General features: G+C 63.8%; 10 protein-coding genes. 8 read left to right on the forward strand and 2 right to left on the reverse strand.

The window, feature by feature from the left end:
* Nucleotides 1–10: 10 nt before the first annotated feature.
* The 3 genes from ASC91_RS28730 to ASC91_RS29250 all read left to right on the forward strand — a co-directional run bounded on the left by ASC91_RS28730 (nt 11) and on the right by ASC91_RS29250 (nt 2,851).
* Nucleotides 11–1,642, forward strand: coding sequence for a GspE/PulE family protein (locus ASC91_RS28730; RefSeq protein WP_082532443.1), 1,632 nt, complete (start codon nt 11–13; stop codon nt 1,640–1,642).
* A gap of 67 nt (nt 1,643–1,709) precedes the next feature.
* Entirely contained in the window at nt 1,710–2,333 is a 624-nt protein-coding gene (locus ASC91_RS05115; RefSeq protein ID WP_162247740.1) for a hypothetical protein, read from the forward strand.
* The gene (locus tag ASC91_RS29250; protein WP_157281185.1) at nt 2,330–2,851 is read left to right on the forward strand and encodes a hypothetical protein; all 522 of its coding nucleotides are present in this window, start codon (nt 2,330–2,332) and stop codon (nt 2,849–2,851) included. The genes ASC91_RS05115 and ASC91_RS29250 overlap by 4 nt, the downstream gene beginning before the upstream one ends.
* A gap of 55 nt (nt 2,852–2,906) precedes the next feature.
* Here the strand turns inward: ASC91_RS29250 and ASC91_RS05125 are convergent, their stop codons facing one another.
* Both ASC91_RS05125 and ASC91_RS05130 read right to left on the reverse strand, forming a co-directional pair.
* Nucleotides 2,907–4,211 carry an MFS transporter gene (locus ASC91_RS05125; protein ID WP_056193280.1) on the reverse strand — a complete coding sequence of 435 codons (1,305 nt, stop codon included), beginning with the start codon at nt 4,209–4,211 and terminating at the stop codon, nt 2,907–2,909.
* Between the two features lie 37 nt (nt 4,212–4,248).
* Nucleotides 4,249–5,268 carry a LacI family DNA-binding transcriptional regulator gene (locus ASC91_RS05130; protein ID WP_082532445.1) on the reverse strand — a complete coding sequence of 340 codons (1,020 nt, stop codon included), beginning with the start codon at nt 5,266–5,268 and terminating at the stop codon, nt 4,249–4,251.
* 212 nt (nt 5,269–5,480) lie between these two features.
* Here ASC91_RS05130 and ASC91_RS05135 point away from each other — a divergent pair, with 212 nt between their 5' ends.
* The 5 genes from ASC91_RS05135 (at nt 5,481) to ASC91_RS05155 (ending at nt 13,928) form a co-directional block, all read left to right on the forward strand.
* Nucleotides 5,481–6,620 (forward strand): glycoside hydrolase family 88 protein, encoded by a 1,140-nt coding sequence (locus tag ASC91_RS05135; protein ID WP_056193477.1) that lies wholly within the window; start codon nt 5,481–5,483, stop codon nt 6,618–6,620.
* Nucleotides 6,621–6,640: 20 nt separating this feature from the next.
* Nucleotides 6,641–7,912, forward strand: a complete 1,272-nt coding sequence (locus tag ASC91_RS05140; protein WP_056193284.1) for a DUF2264 domain-containing protein — start codon at nt 6,641–6,643, stop codon at nt 7,910–7,912.
* Nucleotides 7,912–9,114 (forward strand): DUF4861 family protein, encoded by a 1,203-nt coding sequence (locus ASC91_RS05145; RefSeq protein ID WP_056193287.1) that lies wholly within the window; start codon nt 7,912–7,914, stop codon nt 9,112–9,114. Before ASC91_RS05140 ends, ASC91_RS05145 begins: the two co-directional genes overlap by 1 nt.
* 462 nt (nt 9,115–9,576) lie before the next feature.
* A complete protein-coding gene (locus ASC91_RS05150) occupies nt 9,577–12,453 on the forward strand; it encodes a TonB-dependent receptor (RefSeq protein ID WP_056193291.1) in 2,877 nt (958 codons plus the stop codon).
* Between the two features lie 113 nt (nt 12,454–12,566).
* Nucleotides 12,567–13,928 carry a BNR repeat-containing protein gene (locus tag ASC91_RS05155; RefSeq protein ID WP_235531845.1) on the forward strand — a complete coding sequence of 454 codons (1,362 nt, stop codon included), beginning with the start codon at nt 12,567–12,569 and terminating at the stop codon, nt 13,926–13,928.
* The last annotated feature ends 236 nt before the right edge of the window (nt 13,929–14,164 follow it).

Raw genomic sequence — 14,164 nt, forward strand, 5'->3', positions numbered from 1 at the left:
ACCTGTTTTGATGAATCCAGAATCTTCCGAGACGTTTCTTGCCGCGTTGCAGTCGGCTCGCCGCCGCATCGCAATGCCGGCTGAGGACAATGGCGATGTCACCGTGCTCGATCAGTTGCGACGCGATGTGCGTTGGCGCGATTGCCTTCCGAGCTTGCTGCGCGAAGTCGGTGGACTGGAAACTGTCGACAGTGCCGTGCTGCGCGTCAAACCGGCCATCGAGTTGTTCGGTACGTCTGGTGCCGCGATGGCACGCCAGTTGCGCGCCGTTCCAGTACTGCTGGGTGGCGACCCGAACCAGCTTCGGCTGGCGATGGCGGACCCGTGGGACGATGTGGCTTTGCGGCGAGCCACTCAGTCTTTAGGGCGGCGTGTCCCTGCGCTAGCCGCGACCGGCGAGCAACTGGCTGCTTGGCTTGGCGCTGCAGCGTCACCTGATTCTCCTGTTGGCCAGGAAGCGGCTGCTGCCGGCCCGGTCGTAGCGTTCGTAGATCGAGCGCTTCAGCACGCCTACGAAGTCGGTGCCAGCGACATCCACTTCGAATGTGGCCGCAAGGGCGTGACGGTTCGGCTACGACGTGATGGCGTATTGATCCCGCACGGCCAGCTTGACGGCGTGCGCCTGGCGGAGGAGGTCATATCGCGCATCAAGGTGCTCGCGCAGCTTGACATCACCGAACGTCGGCTACCCCAGGACGGCCGCTTTCGTACAGCGTTCTCTGGTGCGGAACTCGATTTGCGCGTGTCCATCATTCCAAGCGTGTTTGGCGAAGACGCAGTATTGCGGCTCCTGGACAAGGCCCAACTGCGAGATCCTGGCGAGCAGGTGTCGTTGGATCGACTTGGATTCGATGTTGATAGCGCTGAAAGGATCCGCGATTTGGCGGCCTTGCCCCATGGCATGTTGCTGGTGACCGGGCCGACAGGCAGCGGCAAGACAACAACCGTCTACGCGGCGTTGTCTGAGGTCAACAACGGGATAGAAAAGATCGTCACCATCGAAGACCCGGTCGAGTACGAGCTGTCGGGCGTGCTGCAGGTGCCTGTGAACGAACGCAAGGGACTCACGTTCGCTAGAGGCCTGCGTGCGATCTTGCGGCACGATCCAGATCGCATCCTGGTTGGTGAGATCCGCGACGCGGAAACCGCAGAGATCGCCGTTCAGTCTGCATTGACGGGGCACCAAGTCCTGACGACGGTGCACGCCAACAGCGTGTTCGACGTGACGGGACGCTTCAAGCACTTCGGTCTTGATATGTTTGGATTCATGGCGGCCTTGAACGGTGTGATCGTCCAGCGCCTCGTGCGATGCTTGTGTCGGCATTGCTTGACGACCCGACCAACCACGCCGCGAGAGGCGCAGTGGTTTGCCAGTCTCGATCTTCCCGTGCCGGAGGCAATGCCTCATCCAGCAGGCTGCCCGCACTGCGACCGTGTGGGCTATAGCGGCAGACGCGTCATCGCGGAAGTGCATGCGATTGACGATGGCTTTCGCGATCTGGTCACGACTGGTGCGCCGGTGTCGGCGCTGCGCGATCATGTCTATCGACAAGGCGCCACGACGCTGTCCCGCTTGAGCGCCGACCTCGTGAATCGCCATGAAACGAGTGCTGAGGAGATCAAGCGTGTGGTGGGCTGGTAAGCGGTCACGACGAACGGCGCTGGCCTACGTGGGAGCGCACGTCGTGAGGTTGGCGCAAGGTGAGACCTTGGTATACGCGGCGACGGCGACGGATCCGGAGGACGCGATTCGAGGACTTGCCGATGCGATCACTTTGCTGCCGCGTGGCACTCGTCTGCAGGTCTTCGTCAGTGGCGCGATCTGCCGCCCGTTTTTGATTCCGGCGGTAGAGGGCGCGCGCGATGCGATGGACTGGGCTGCGATTGCCGCGACGTTGGTAGAAGGGGCGACAGGCTTGCCGTCGGATAGCTTGGTCTGGATGGACGACGGCCAATCCTCTCCGCGATTCGCGGTGGCGATGCACCCGACATGGCAGGGGCACATGCAGCGCGCATGCGGTTCGATGGTTGAGAACCTGAAGCCTTGGTGGGTGCTTGCGGTTGACCAGGTCCGAAGTAGCGGCGACTCCAGGCATGGGCTGGCCGTTTTCGACAGCGACGCGCTCGTGCTGTTGGTCGCTGAGGGCGGCACTTACTTGGAAGCTCAGGCCTATCCACTCCTTGATGAGGACCCCGACGCATTGCTACGCCGAGCGTTGATCACGCACGACTTGTCGCCCGACGCATTGGACGTGGTGCGCTTCCATCATGACGAGGTGGCCGGCGTTCCGGTGAATGCCGCGTTGCCGTTCAGTACGGGAGAAGCCGCATGAGACGCTTGCAAGTTGAATTCGCGCCTCCACGGCGTCCCGTTGCGGCGCTCGTCGCGCTCGGCGTGGCGTCTGCTGTGATCACCGTGGCGTGTGGTATCGGCGCATTCCAAGCTTGGGAGCGGCGACAGGGCCTCATGGCGCAACTAGATAGGGAGACGCTCGAAGCGAATCGACTGAAAGCTGCTTTGAATGCACAGGCTCAGCATGCCGCAGCAGAGGCGAAGGATGCGCCTTTTGCCCAGGATGCACGGGCTATCGTCCAACTTGCAGCATTCCCCATTCAGCGAGCGCTTCGTGCATTGGAGGCGGTGGCAGTAGATGGCATTCGGCTCAACGCCATCGACGCAAACGCGGTTCGCGGTACCGTCGACGTGCAATTGGAATTCGATGACTACAAGAGTTTGATTGCTTACCTGGAGCGACTCAATGACGGCGAGCCAACCCAACGCTGGAGTCTCGTGACTGCCGAGGCAAGCGGCCAGCGGAAGCAGGCGGCAATCCGCTCCAACTGGCGCTGAGCGCACAACCCCGCCGATGGATTTTTGATGACTACCGCAGCGTTTGCTGCACCAGTCATTGCGAGGAAATCCTGGGGGGCAACGGCACCGAAGATCGCTGAAGGCGCAACAGGCACACAACGCACAGCAGAGAGAAAACCGTTCCTGCAAGCAACGTGTAGCGATAGTCGTGTTCGGACAGGTCGAGCATCGGCCCTTGGACGCTGCTGACCAGGATCGTGCCGAAGATCACCATCAGATCTTTGGTCGAGTTGAACTGCACGAATCTTTCGCGCGGGAAAAGCGCCATCGGCATTGATGCGGCAGCCGTGAACCAGGCGCCGGAAATCACCACGTGGGCGAAGTAGAAGACGCGGAAGCTGGCGGCGTCCGACACCAAGGCGAAGCCGGCCGCCGAGATGGCGCAATACACCGTCATGATGGCTACCGAGACCCGCACCGCACCCAAGCGATCAGCCATCGATCCAATGGCAAAGGCCGACACGATGGACACCGCATAGCCGGCTGCCGTCAATGCGCCCAGCGTGGCCTTCTGGATGCCGGCTGCGTGCGCGTAGTGCAGATAGAAGGTGTTGAAGGGGCTGAAGGTGACGCTCGCCAGCACGAAGGCGGCGACGGCCCACCCGTAGGAGCGATGGCGAAAGCAGGCCAGCACGTGGTCGAGGGGAAATCTCAGCCGGCGCTCCGTCTTGTCAGCGGGCGCGGTGTCGGGTGGCAAGGGTGTCTCCTTCAGCATCAACGCCATCGCCAGGATAGGCAGGCAGAAGAAGAGGCCGACGCCCATCAAAACCTCGCGCAGATGGTGGTCCGTGAGCGCGAAGATCCAGTTGTGATACGCGATGCCGATCGTCAGGCTGACGATTCGGAACACCGCGAAGAAGCGACCGAGCAGGCCCGCGGGCACGAGGTCATTGACGAGGCCGTTGAACAGCGAGAAAGCGCTGATGGCCGCGCAGTCGAATGCGGCCCAGAACAGGCTGAACAACGCGAGTCGGCAGTTGTGCAGGCCAGGTGACCAGCTGCCCATTGCCGCATCGAGCGAGCCCGCCAGCGTGGGTGAAGCGGCCAGGCCCACCATGGCCAGCAGGCCGGTGGGCGCTGCAATCATCAAAAAGGGCTTGCGCCTGCCAAGGCGGCTGCGGCAGCGGTCCGAGTGATAGCCGGCCAGGGGGACCAACAGCAGGCTCAAGGCGGCGGGCACCGTGGACAGCAGCAGCGAGATCGTCGTATCAGATGCCGCGTGCCGGCGCAGCAGCTCCAGTGCGCTGGGCACGGCAGCGCGCTCGCGTATCGAAACGCCGAAGTCGCCGCACAGCAGCCAGAGCAGCAGGGCGCCCAGCCCGACAAGGCTGAGCGGCACAGCCGCTCCAGCTCTCGCAGCCAGTGCGCGATTCATGTCAGCCGCGCAGAGCCACGGGGCCGGTCGACTTGCGGACGACGAGTTCAAGCGGGAGGGCGATCTTCCTCGCCCCGACGCCCTGGCCCTCGATCAGCGCCACGAGCTCTCGTACCGCGCACGCGCTGAGTTCCACCAGCGGCTGGCGCATCGTCGTCAGGGGTGGGTGGATGTGGCTGGAGATGGCGATGTCGTCGAAACCCACGACCGAGATGTCTTCGGGGACGCGCAGGCCTTTGCTGTGGATGGCGTCGATGGCGCCGAACGCCATCTCGTCGTTGGCCGCGAAGATGGCGGTGGGCGGCTCCGGCAGGTCCAGCAGCTGCACGGTGGCCGCGTAGCCGCCGGTCTGGACGAAACGACCCGGAACGATCAGCGCCGGGTCTGCGGCGATGCCGGCTTCGTTCAGGGCTTCGACATAGGCGGCCTGCCGCTCGGTGCTCTGGCCCGTGTAGTGGGAGCCGGCAATGAACGCGATGCGACGGTGCCCCAGCGACAGCAGGTGCTCGACTGCCGTGCGGGCGCCCTTGCGGTTCTCGACGACGACGACGGGCAGCCCCATGGCGCGCGCATCGAAGTTGACGAACACACAGGGCAACTGGCGGTGTTCAAGGTCGCCGAGGTAGGCATCCTCGACGTTCGGCATGGGCAGGATCAGGCCGGCGCACAGGTTGGCGAGCATGTCCCGAGTGTCTGCGCGGCCTGGGGCGTCGAAACGGTCGGCGTTGAACAGCAGGATGTCGTAGCCGCGGGCACGCGCTTCGTTGCTGATCTCCTTCGTGATCTCGTGCAGCACCAGTGAGCCGAAGTTGTTCACGAAGATACCGATGAGCCGGCTTTTCTCGCCGCGCATGCGTCGCGCCACCATGTCGGGCGAGTAGTTCAGCTTGGCCGCAGCCTCCATGACGCGTGCGCGTGCATCTTCCGAGACGTAGCCCGTGCCGCGGATTGCACGCGATGCGGTGATGGGCGCGACACCGGCCAACTTCGCTACTTCACTGAGCCTGCTGGGTTTTGGCATAGATCGACGCTGAGATGGAATACCAGAATGTGGTGACGATACCACATTCGTTGGCGCGGCCGGCAAAGCGTGCCGGTCGCGCAAATTTCTTTGTGATTTCGATTTGATATGCTAACGTAACCATACTCTATGGCCGCAGCAGCCAACCGGCGGGCTGCGCCGACCAAGCCGACGCATTGGAATTGCTCCGTGCGTTCAACGGATCGATGCTGATGAAACTGAAGAATTGCGTGAGCGGCTTGTTATTGACGCTGGGCATTGCTCTGGGTGGATGTGCGGGCGCGCCCGCTCAGAATGGCAGCAATCGCGGCGAAGTGATTGCGGCGATCAACAAGGTCAATTCCTACTGGCAGGCGCGCGCACCCGCTCAGGACAGCCCGTTCTGGAATGTGGCGGCCTATCACACCGGCAATATGGAAGCCTACCGGGTGACCGGCAATGAAAGTTATCGGCGCTATACCGAGACCTGGGCCGAATACAACCAATGGGCGGGCGCGCGGTCCAAGGATAAATCGGCCTGGAAATACACCTACGGCGAAACGCCGGAGCACGTGCTATTCGGTGATTGGCAGATCTGCTTTCAGGTTTACGCGGATCTTTATCAACTGGAGAAGGATCCGCGCAAGATTGCCCGCGCCCGCGAGGTGATGGAATATCAGATGAGCACCCCCGACAAGGACTATTGGTGGTGGGTGGATGGGTTGTATATGGCCATGCCGGTCATGACAAAGATGTACGAGGCCACCGGCAATCGCCAGTATCTCGACAAGATGTACGAGTATTACAGCCACGCCAACAGCATCATGTACGACGCGCAGGAGAAGCTCTATTACCGGGACGCGAGATACGTGTTCCCGCAGCACAAGAGCGTCAACGGCAAGAAGGACTTCTGGTCCCGCGGCGATGGGTGGGCATTTGCGGCGCTTGCCAGGGTCCTGTCGGAATTGCCGCAGGACGATCCGCACCGCGGTGAGTACGTGCAGCGCCTCCAGGACATGGCTGCGGCGCTGCTGCCGCTGCAGCAACCCGAGGGTTACTGGACGCGCAGCCTCATGGACCCGGCCCATGCGCCGGGCCCCGAGACCAGCGGGACGGCCTTCTTCACCTACGGGCTGCTGTGGGGCATCAACAATGGCCTGCTGCCGCGTGACCGGTATCTGCCTGCGGCGCAGCGCGGCTGGCATTACCTGACAACCGTGGCCCTGCAGCCCGACGGCAAGCTGGGCTATGTGCAGCCGATCGGCGACCGCGCGATTCCGGGGCAGGTGGTAGACCAGAATTCCACGTCGCACTTCGGCGTCGGCGCCTTCCTGCTGGCGGGGGCTGAAATGGTCCGTCTGCTCGACAAATAACGGCGCAGCCAGGAGACAAAGTGCAACGTCGAAATTTCATGCGCGCTGCGGCCTTGGGGCCGACCGTGCCGGCCCTGTTGGCCACCAGCGAGGCGGCAGCTGCGGCGACTGCTGCGACTGCCGCTGCGCCTGGACAGGAGCGTGCCTACATGCTCAACCTGCTGCGCCAGATGGCGGAGCCGGTGCTGGGCCTGATGTCCAAAGGCGAGCTGAAAAAGAAGTTCGCGCTCGAACTGAGCCCCACCTGGGATGGCCGCGACCCTTCCGTCGCCTATCTTGAATGTTTCGGCCGCCTGATTTCGGGCATCTCGCCGTGGCTCGCGCTGCCGGCGGATGACACTGCCGAGGGCAAGCTGCGCCAGCGCCTGCAACAACAGGCGCTGCAGAGCTACGCCAACGCGGTCGACCCCAAGAGCCCCGACTACCTGACCTGGAAGGGACATGGCCAGGCGCTGGTGGATTCCGCCTATTTCACCAACGCGCTGATGCGCGCACCCAAGGTGTTGTGGGAGCCGCTGGACGCGGCCACGAAAGGCCGCATCGTCGCCGAGATCAAGGGCCTGCGCCGCATCGAGGTGCCCTACATCAACTGGCTGCTGTTCGCGGCGATGAACGAGGCTTGGCTGCTGTCCATCGGTGAGGAATCCGACCCGATGCGCATGAACGGGGCCATCCGCAAGATCAACGAGTGGTATGTCGGCGACGGCTGGATCAAGGACGGCCAGGACTTCCATTTCGACTACTACTGCTCCTACGTCATGTACCCCATGCTGCTCGAGATCCTCGAGGTGCTGGTGGCCAGGAAGGGGCCGTTCTGGAACGCCAAGCCCGAGGACCTGCTCGCGCAGGCCACCAAGCGTGCGCAGCGCTATTGCGAGCATCTGGAGCGCTTCGTCGGCCCGCAGGGCAGCTACCCGCCGATCGGCCGCTCGCTGACCTACCGCACCGCGGTGTTCCAGCCGCTGGCCTTGCTGGCCTGGCGCAAGCAGCTGCCGGCATCGTTGCCCGAGGGGCAGGTGCGCTCGGCCTTGCACGCCGCGCACGTGGCGATCTGGGACGGCCCCGGAAACTTCACGAAGGACGGTTTCCTGACCATCGGCTTTCGCGGCCATCAGCCCGAACTGGGGGACTGGTACTCCAACAACGGCAGCATGTACATCGCCGCGGCGGGCCTGCTCGCGCTGGGCCTGCCCGCGACCGACTCCTACTGGACGGCGCCGGCGCAGGACTGGACGCAGAAGAAGGCGTTCAGCAGCAACCGCTTTCCCAAAGACTACGCCGTGGGCTACTGATGAAGCGGGCGTTCCTCGCCGTTTGGCTGGCCTTGAACGCGCTCGGCGCCAGCGCGGCGGAGCGCCTGGTCGTCACTGTCCGGCACGAGCTGAAGGCCGCGCGGCCGGCCGAGACGATCGCGGTCCCCTGGTCCGAAGTGGCCCGGCGCCTGCCCGGGGCGTTGCTGCATCAGCTCGCCGTGCGCGATGCCAGCGGCAACTTGGTGCCCTACCAGGTCACCAACGTGGCGCCGTTGGCGAAAGACCCGAAGAACGAAGGCATCGCCTACGGGGAGCTGATCTTCCAGCATGACTTCGCCATGGACGAGCAGAGCGCACGCTTCACCGTCGAGAAGGCAACGACGGTCGCGCCGCCGTTTCCCGTCAAGGCCTTTGCCCGCTATGTCCCCGAGCGCCTCGACGACTTCGCTTGGGAGAACGACAAGATCGGGCACCGCACCTACGGCCAGGCGCTGGCCGCGCCGGCGCCGCCCGGGAGCGACAAGGAAGTCCTCGTCACCAGCGGTGTCGACATCTGGTTCAAGCGGCCGTCCTATCTCATCGTCGACCGTTGGTACAACAAGGGCCACGACCACTATCACAAGGACGAGGGCGAAGGGCTCGACATGTACGCCGTCGGCCGCACCCGCGGCGCGGGCGGCACGGGCATCTGGAATGGCAGCCGGCTGTTCGTCAGCCGCAACTATTCGGCGTGGCGCGTCGTCACGAACGGGCCCGTCCGTGCCGTTTTCGAGTTGACCTACGACAAGTGGGACGCGGGCGGTGTGGCGGTCAGCGAAGTGAAGCGGTTCACGGTCGACGCGGGCCATCTTTTCGACACGGTCGAAAGCACTTTCAGCACTGCCACGCCGCAGACGCTCACGGTCGCGCTGGGTCTCAACAAGAAGCCGGCCTATCCCGAGCAGGCGCCGACGGTCGCTGCTTACCGTGCCCCGGACACGCTGATGCAATGGGTGCGCCAGCGCAGTGCGGGTGACTTTGGTGTCGCCATCCTGCTGCCGGGTGCAGACGGCTACGCGGCCGATCCCGACAACGAACTGATCCTCGTCAAGGCCAAGACCGGCCAGCCGCTGCGCTACTACCTTGGCGCCGCGGTCGACTGGTCTGGTGAGATCCCCACGGCGCAAGCCTGGCAGGGCTATGTGGAGGCCTACCGCAAGCGCGTCGCATCGCCGATCCGGGTCGAATTCGGCGCGGAGTAGCCATGTTTTCCCGGTGGCATCCTGCGATGCGCTTTGACTCTGAAATTTTGTATATCTCGCGGCGCCTTATTCATAGCTCCTTTCGCGCCGTGGAGACTAAGCTGAACGGGGCGAGGCCGTGACACCCCTAGTTTGATAGTCACCAGGATTGCCAAGCATCCCTGACTGTCTTCGAGAACATTGGTGATGATCCTGCAATGTCGCACCAAAGCAACTTTCAAGATCGATGAGGCAACGTTACCATACCGTAACCAAGGGCCGAAGAAGCGTGATCACATGCTGCGCTGTAGGCGCCGTGGAGGGTTTCATGAGCCTATTTTTTTGGGGCTCGCATGGTAACGTTGTCACATATTGCTGTTATCGAAATGAATCTGCGATGAGCAAGCTGATCCAGCCATCGCAGATATAAAAACAACTTGTAGTCACATTGATGACAAAAGCCCTTGAGGCATGGAGAGAGACATGAAACAAACCCTGATTTGCTCGGCCGTGTCGATGGCGCTTGCCGCCGCCTACGGCCACGCCGCGGCTCAGGCTGCGGCGCCCGCCCAAGCGGCCGAAAAAGCGCCCGACGCCGCAGACGCCGCCGCCAAGCCCGACGGCCAGAAACTCGAGACCGTGGTCGTGACCGGTTTCCGCGCCAGTCTCGAGAAGTCGATGGCGTTGAAGCAGCAGGCCATCGGCGTGCGCGATTCCATCGTGGCCGAGGACATCGGCAAGTTCCCCGAGGCCAACGTGGCCGAATCGCTGCAGCGCGTGCCGGGCATCATCCTGAACCGTGACGAGAGTTCGGGTGAGGGGCAGCGCATCTCCATCCGCGGCCTGCCGACCGAGTACACCGTCACCACGCTGAATGGCGCGCTCGTCAATACCGTGTCCACTTCCACCATCGGCTCGGCGGTGCGCGGTTTCAACTACGACGTGTTCGCGTCCGAACTGTTCGGCCGTGTGGACTTCTACAAGTCGCCGCTGGCAGAGCTGAACGAAGGCGGCATGGGCGGCGTGGTGGACCTGCAGACGCCGCGCCCCTTCGACAACCCCAAGCGCACCATCCGCTATGGCGTGACGGCGTCGTACAACACCACGTCCGGCAAGACGGACCCGATGGGCTTCGCGCTGTACTCCAACACCTGGGGCGACTGGGGCGCGCTGATTGGCGTGTCGCACGCCGCCGCCGTGAACAACCGCTCCGGCTTTGAGGCGACCGGTGGCTACAACAGCTCGGCCCGCGCCAGCCAGAGTCCCGTGAAGGGCAACTTCGCCTTCGCGCTGGACTACGACAGCCCGCGCGCCAACCTCGGCAGCTACACCCGCGCCCAGGTCGACAACGCACTGCTGCCCCGCATCTACCGCTTCTACGGTTCGGCCAATGACCGGACCCGCGACGGCCTGGTGGGCTCGCTGCAGTTCAAGACCCCGACGCTGAACTTCAGCCTGGACACGCTCTATTCCAAGCTGAAGAACACCCGCGACGAGATCTACTTCGGCCTGCTGATCCGCAACAGCCGTACCACCGACCGCACCAAGCCGGCGGGCCAGAGCGGCAACAACGGCTTCATTCCGCTGAACGTCAAGATCGACCCCGCGTCCAACCTGCTGACCGGCACCTTCGGCAATACGTCCTACAGCAGCGGAGCGACCTACAGCGAAGACGAAACCAAGTTCGGCTACGTGGCCGCCAATGCCCGCTGGAGCGTCAGCGACAAACTGGTGCTGACTGGCCAGCTGAGCACCAACAACAGCAAGGCGCTGAGCTACCAGGACACCCTGTCCGGCCAGATCTTCGGTGTCGACTCCACCATCGACTACGGCAGCGACCACGTCTACCCGTCGCTGTCCTCGCCGACCAGCTACACCGACCCCGCCAACTTCCAGGGTTTCGGCATCGGTACCGGCTGGACTCGTGAGACAGACAAGAGCAACCAGGGCCGCGTCGTCGCCGACTGGGACTACGCCCTCGCCGGCGACTGGACCGGCCACCTGAAGGCCGGCCTGGCCTATTCCGAGACCTCCAAGGAGATCAACAAGCGCAACGGCACATCCGCCGCGACCGCCAAGCTCAACACGCTGGGCACGGCAGGCCTGCGTTCGGGCATGACCTCCGTGCTGCCGATCGGCAACCTTGACATGGGTGCCGGCTGGCCGCACGCCTGGGGCACTTTCACTCGCGCCTACACCTACTCGACCTTCGACCCGCTGGCCCTCAACTCGGAGGCGACCTTCACGCCGGCGCAGAGCTTCAAGGCGCAGGAGAACGTGTCCACGGCTTTCGTGCAGTCCGACTTCCGGGGCCAGGTGTTCGACCGGGAACTGCGCCTGAATGCCGGCGTGCGCTTCGCGCGCACCGAGACGCTGATCGACAACTTCAAGCAGCAGGGTGCCAGCCTCACGTATGCACCGAACCAGGAGAAGGGCTCCTACACCAGCGTGCTGCCGGCCTTCAGCTCGGCCCTGGACCTGACCGACAACCTGACCTGGCGCGCCTCCTGGGGCAAGACGCTGAGCCGCCAGGCGCTGTCCATCATCGCGGCGCAGACGGTCATCCCCAACCCGTTCGACAACACCGCAACGGCCGGCAATCCCAGCCTGCGTCCGCAAAAGTCCAAGAACTTCGACACCAGCCTGGAGTGGTATTTCCAGAAGGGCAGCATGCTGTCGGCGGCCCTGTTCCGGAAGGAACTGACCGACGCCACCACGAGCAACAGCGTGCAAACCACCTTCGGCGCGCTGGGCCTGCCTGACACGGCGCTGGGCGCCATCTTCCAGGACGCCAACGGCAAGGTGGATCCCAAGCTGCCGATGACGCTGAAGACCTACAGCAACGCCGGCAAGCAGACGCTCAAGGGCTTCGAGCTGGCCTACCAGCAGGCCTTCACCTTCCTGCCCGAACCCTTCAAGGGCCTGGGCGCGCTGGCCAGCTACACGCACATCAACCCGTTCAACAGCGCGGTGTGGACGACCAATGGGGGCAGCGTCATCGACGTGAACTCCGTGCCCAAGTACGCATACAGCACCACGCTGTACTACGAGAACGGCCCGTTCGCATTCCGCACGTCCTACAACTACAAGGGCCGCTCGCTGCACAGCGACAACCCGAAGAACAACGGCGACGACCTGATCCGCTGGCGCGCCGGCCGCGGCTACCTGGACGCCAACGTCAGCTACAAGATCAACGACTCGCTGGAGATCCGCGTGGAGGGGTTGAACCTGTCCAACACGCTGGCCTACGACTACTTCGAAGATGCCACCGGCCAGTACGGCCTGGGCAACAAGACCCGCATGGACTATGCGAAGTACGACGGTCGCACCTTCAAGATCGGCCTGCGCGGCAGGTTCTGATGCCCCTCGTCCGGTCTCGCGCCGCTGAACGCGGGCGTGCCCAACCGGTCCCCCGTGGGGACGGCGATGCTTGCGGCGTTGAGCCGCAAGCACATCGCCCCAGGCGGGCCGACTTGGGAGCGGCCCGGCGCTCGGCCCGCAAGTTCGACGCGCTGTCCGTTCTCATGGCCGCGGCGTGTGCCGTAAGCTGCGCCGCGCCACCACCGCGCGCCGCTGATATCCACGCCGGCGATGTGCGTGTGGTCGACGTCGGTGAGGGTTGGGCGCGCAACTCCGTCAACGCCGTGGTGTTCCGCAAGAACTCCCTCGTTACCCACGGCGACATGCAGTACATCGCCTTCTACGACCCGCAGGCCCGGGTGGTGCTGGGCAAGCGCCGGCTCGGCAGCGGCGCCTGGGAGCTGAAGGCCACGCCCTACCAGGGCAACGCGCTGGATGCCCACAACAGCATCAGCATCATGGTCGATGGCGCGGGCTATCTGCACCTGGCCTGGGACCACCACAACAGTGCACTGCGCTACGCGCGCAGCCTGCGGCCCGGTGCGCTGGAAATGACGGCCGAAATGCCGATGACGGGGCAGGACGAGGCCTCGGTGTCCTATCCCGAGTTCCATCGCCAGCCGGACGGCAATCTGCTGTTCTTCTACCGGGACGGCGGTTCGGGCCGGGGCAACCTGGTTCTCAACCGCTACGAAGTCGCCACGCAAAAGTGGACACGGCTGCACGCCAACCTGATCAGCGGGGAAGGCAAGCGCAACGCCTACTGGCAAGCCTTCCTCGACCACCGCGGCACCCTGCATCTGTCCTGGGTCTGGCGCGAATCGCCGGACGTCGCCAGCAACCACGACCTGGCCTACGCCCGCTCGCGCGACGGTGGCCGCAGCTGGGAGACCTCCGACGGCCGCCCCTGCGCGCTGCCCATCACGCTGTCCAGCGCCGAGGTCGCCGCGCACATCCCGCAGAACAGCGAGTTGATCAACCAGACCTCGATGTCGGCCGACCAGGACGGCAACCCCTACATCGCCAGCTACTGGCGCCGCGCTGGCCGCACGGTGCCGCAATACCAGGTGGTCTACCGCCGCGGCGGTGCCTGGCGGGAACTGGAGCTGGACTTTCGGCGCACGCCGTTCTCGCTCAGCGGCGTGGGGACCAAGGCGATCCCCGTGTCACGCCCGCAAATCATGGTGGGCCTGGGAGGCGGTGAGCCCAAGGCGCTGCTGGTGTTTCGCGACGAGGAGCGGGGCAGCAAGGTATCGGTCGCCCGTATTGAGGATTTCAGCAGCGGGCGCTGGATCGTGCACGACCTGACGGCGGATTCCGCCGGCGCGTGGGAACCCAGCTTCGACACGGAGTTATGGCGCGAGCGAGGCAAATTGAACCTGTTCCTGCAAACCGTGCAGCAGGTGGACGGGGAGGGCACCGCTGACGTTCCGACCAGCAAGGTGCGAGTGCTGCAGTGGCGTCCGAAACCCTGAGCGACGGGAAAGCCTGTGCCCTAAAGCGCCACTCCGTAACTATATGTTTATTGCCAGCTATACGAACTTTGAATGGGGCAAAGGCGAAACAGCATACGAATTGAATATTCAACGGTGCTAGCCTTTCGACATTACCTGTTCAGGTGTAATCCACTGCGAGCGGTGTAATGATTGGTATCAATAAATCGGCAGACGAACGCATTTTGTTTCGCCTGCCAAACATACCCACCTCACGG

Source organism: Pelomonas sp. Root1237 (assembly GCF_001425055.1).
Lineage (GTDB): Bacteria > Pseudomonadota > Gammaproteobacteria > Burkholderiales > Burkholderiaceae_C > Pelomonas.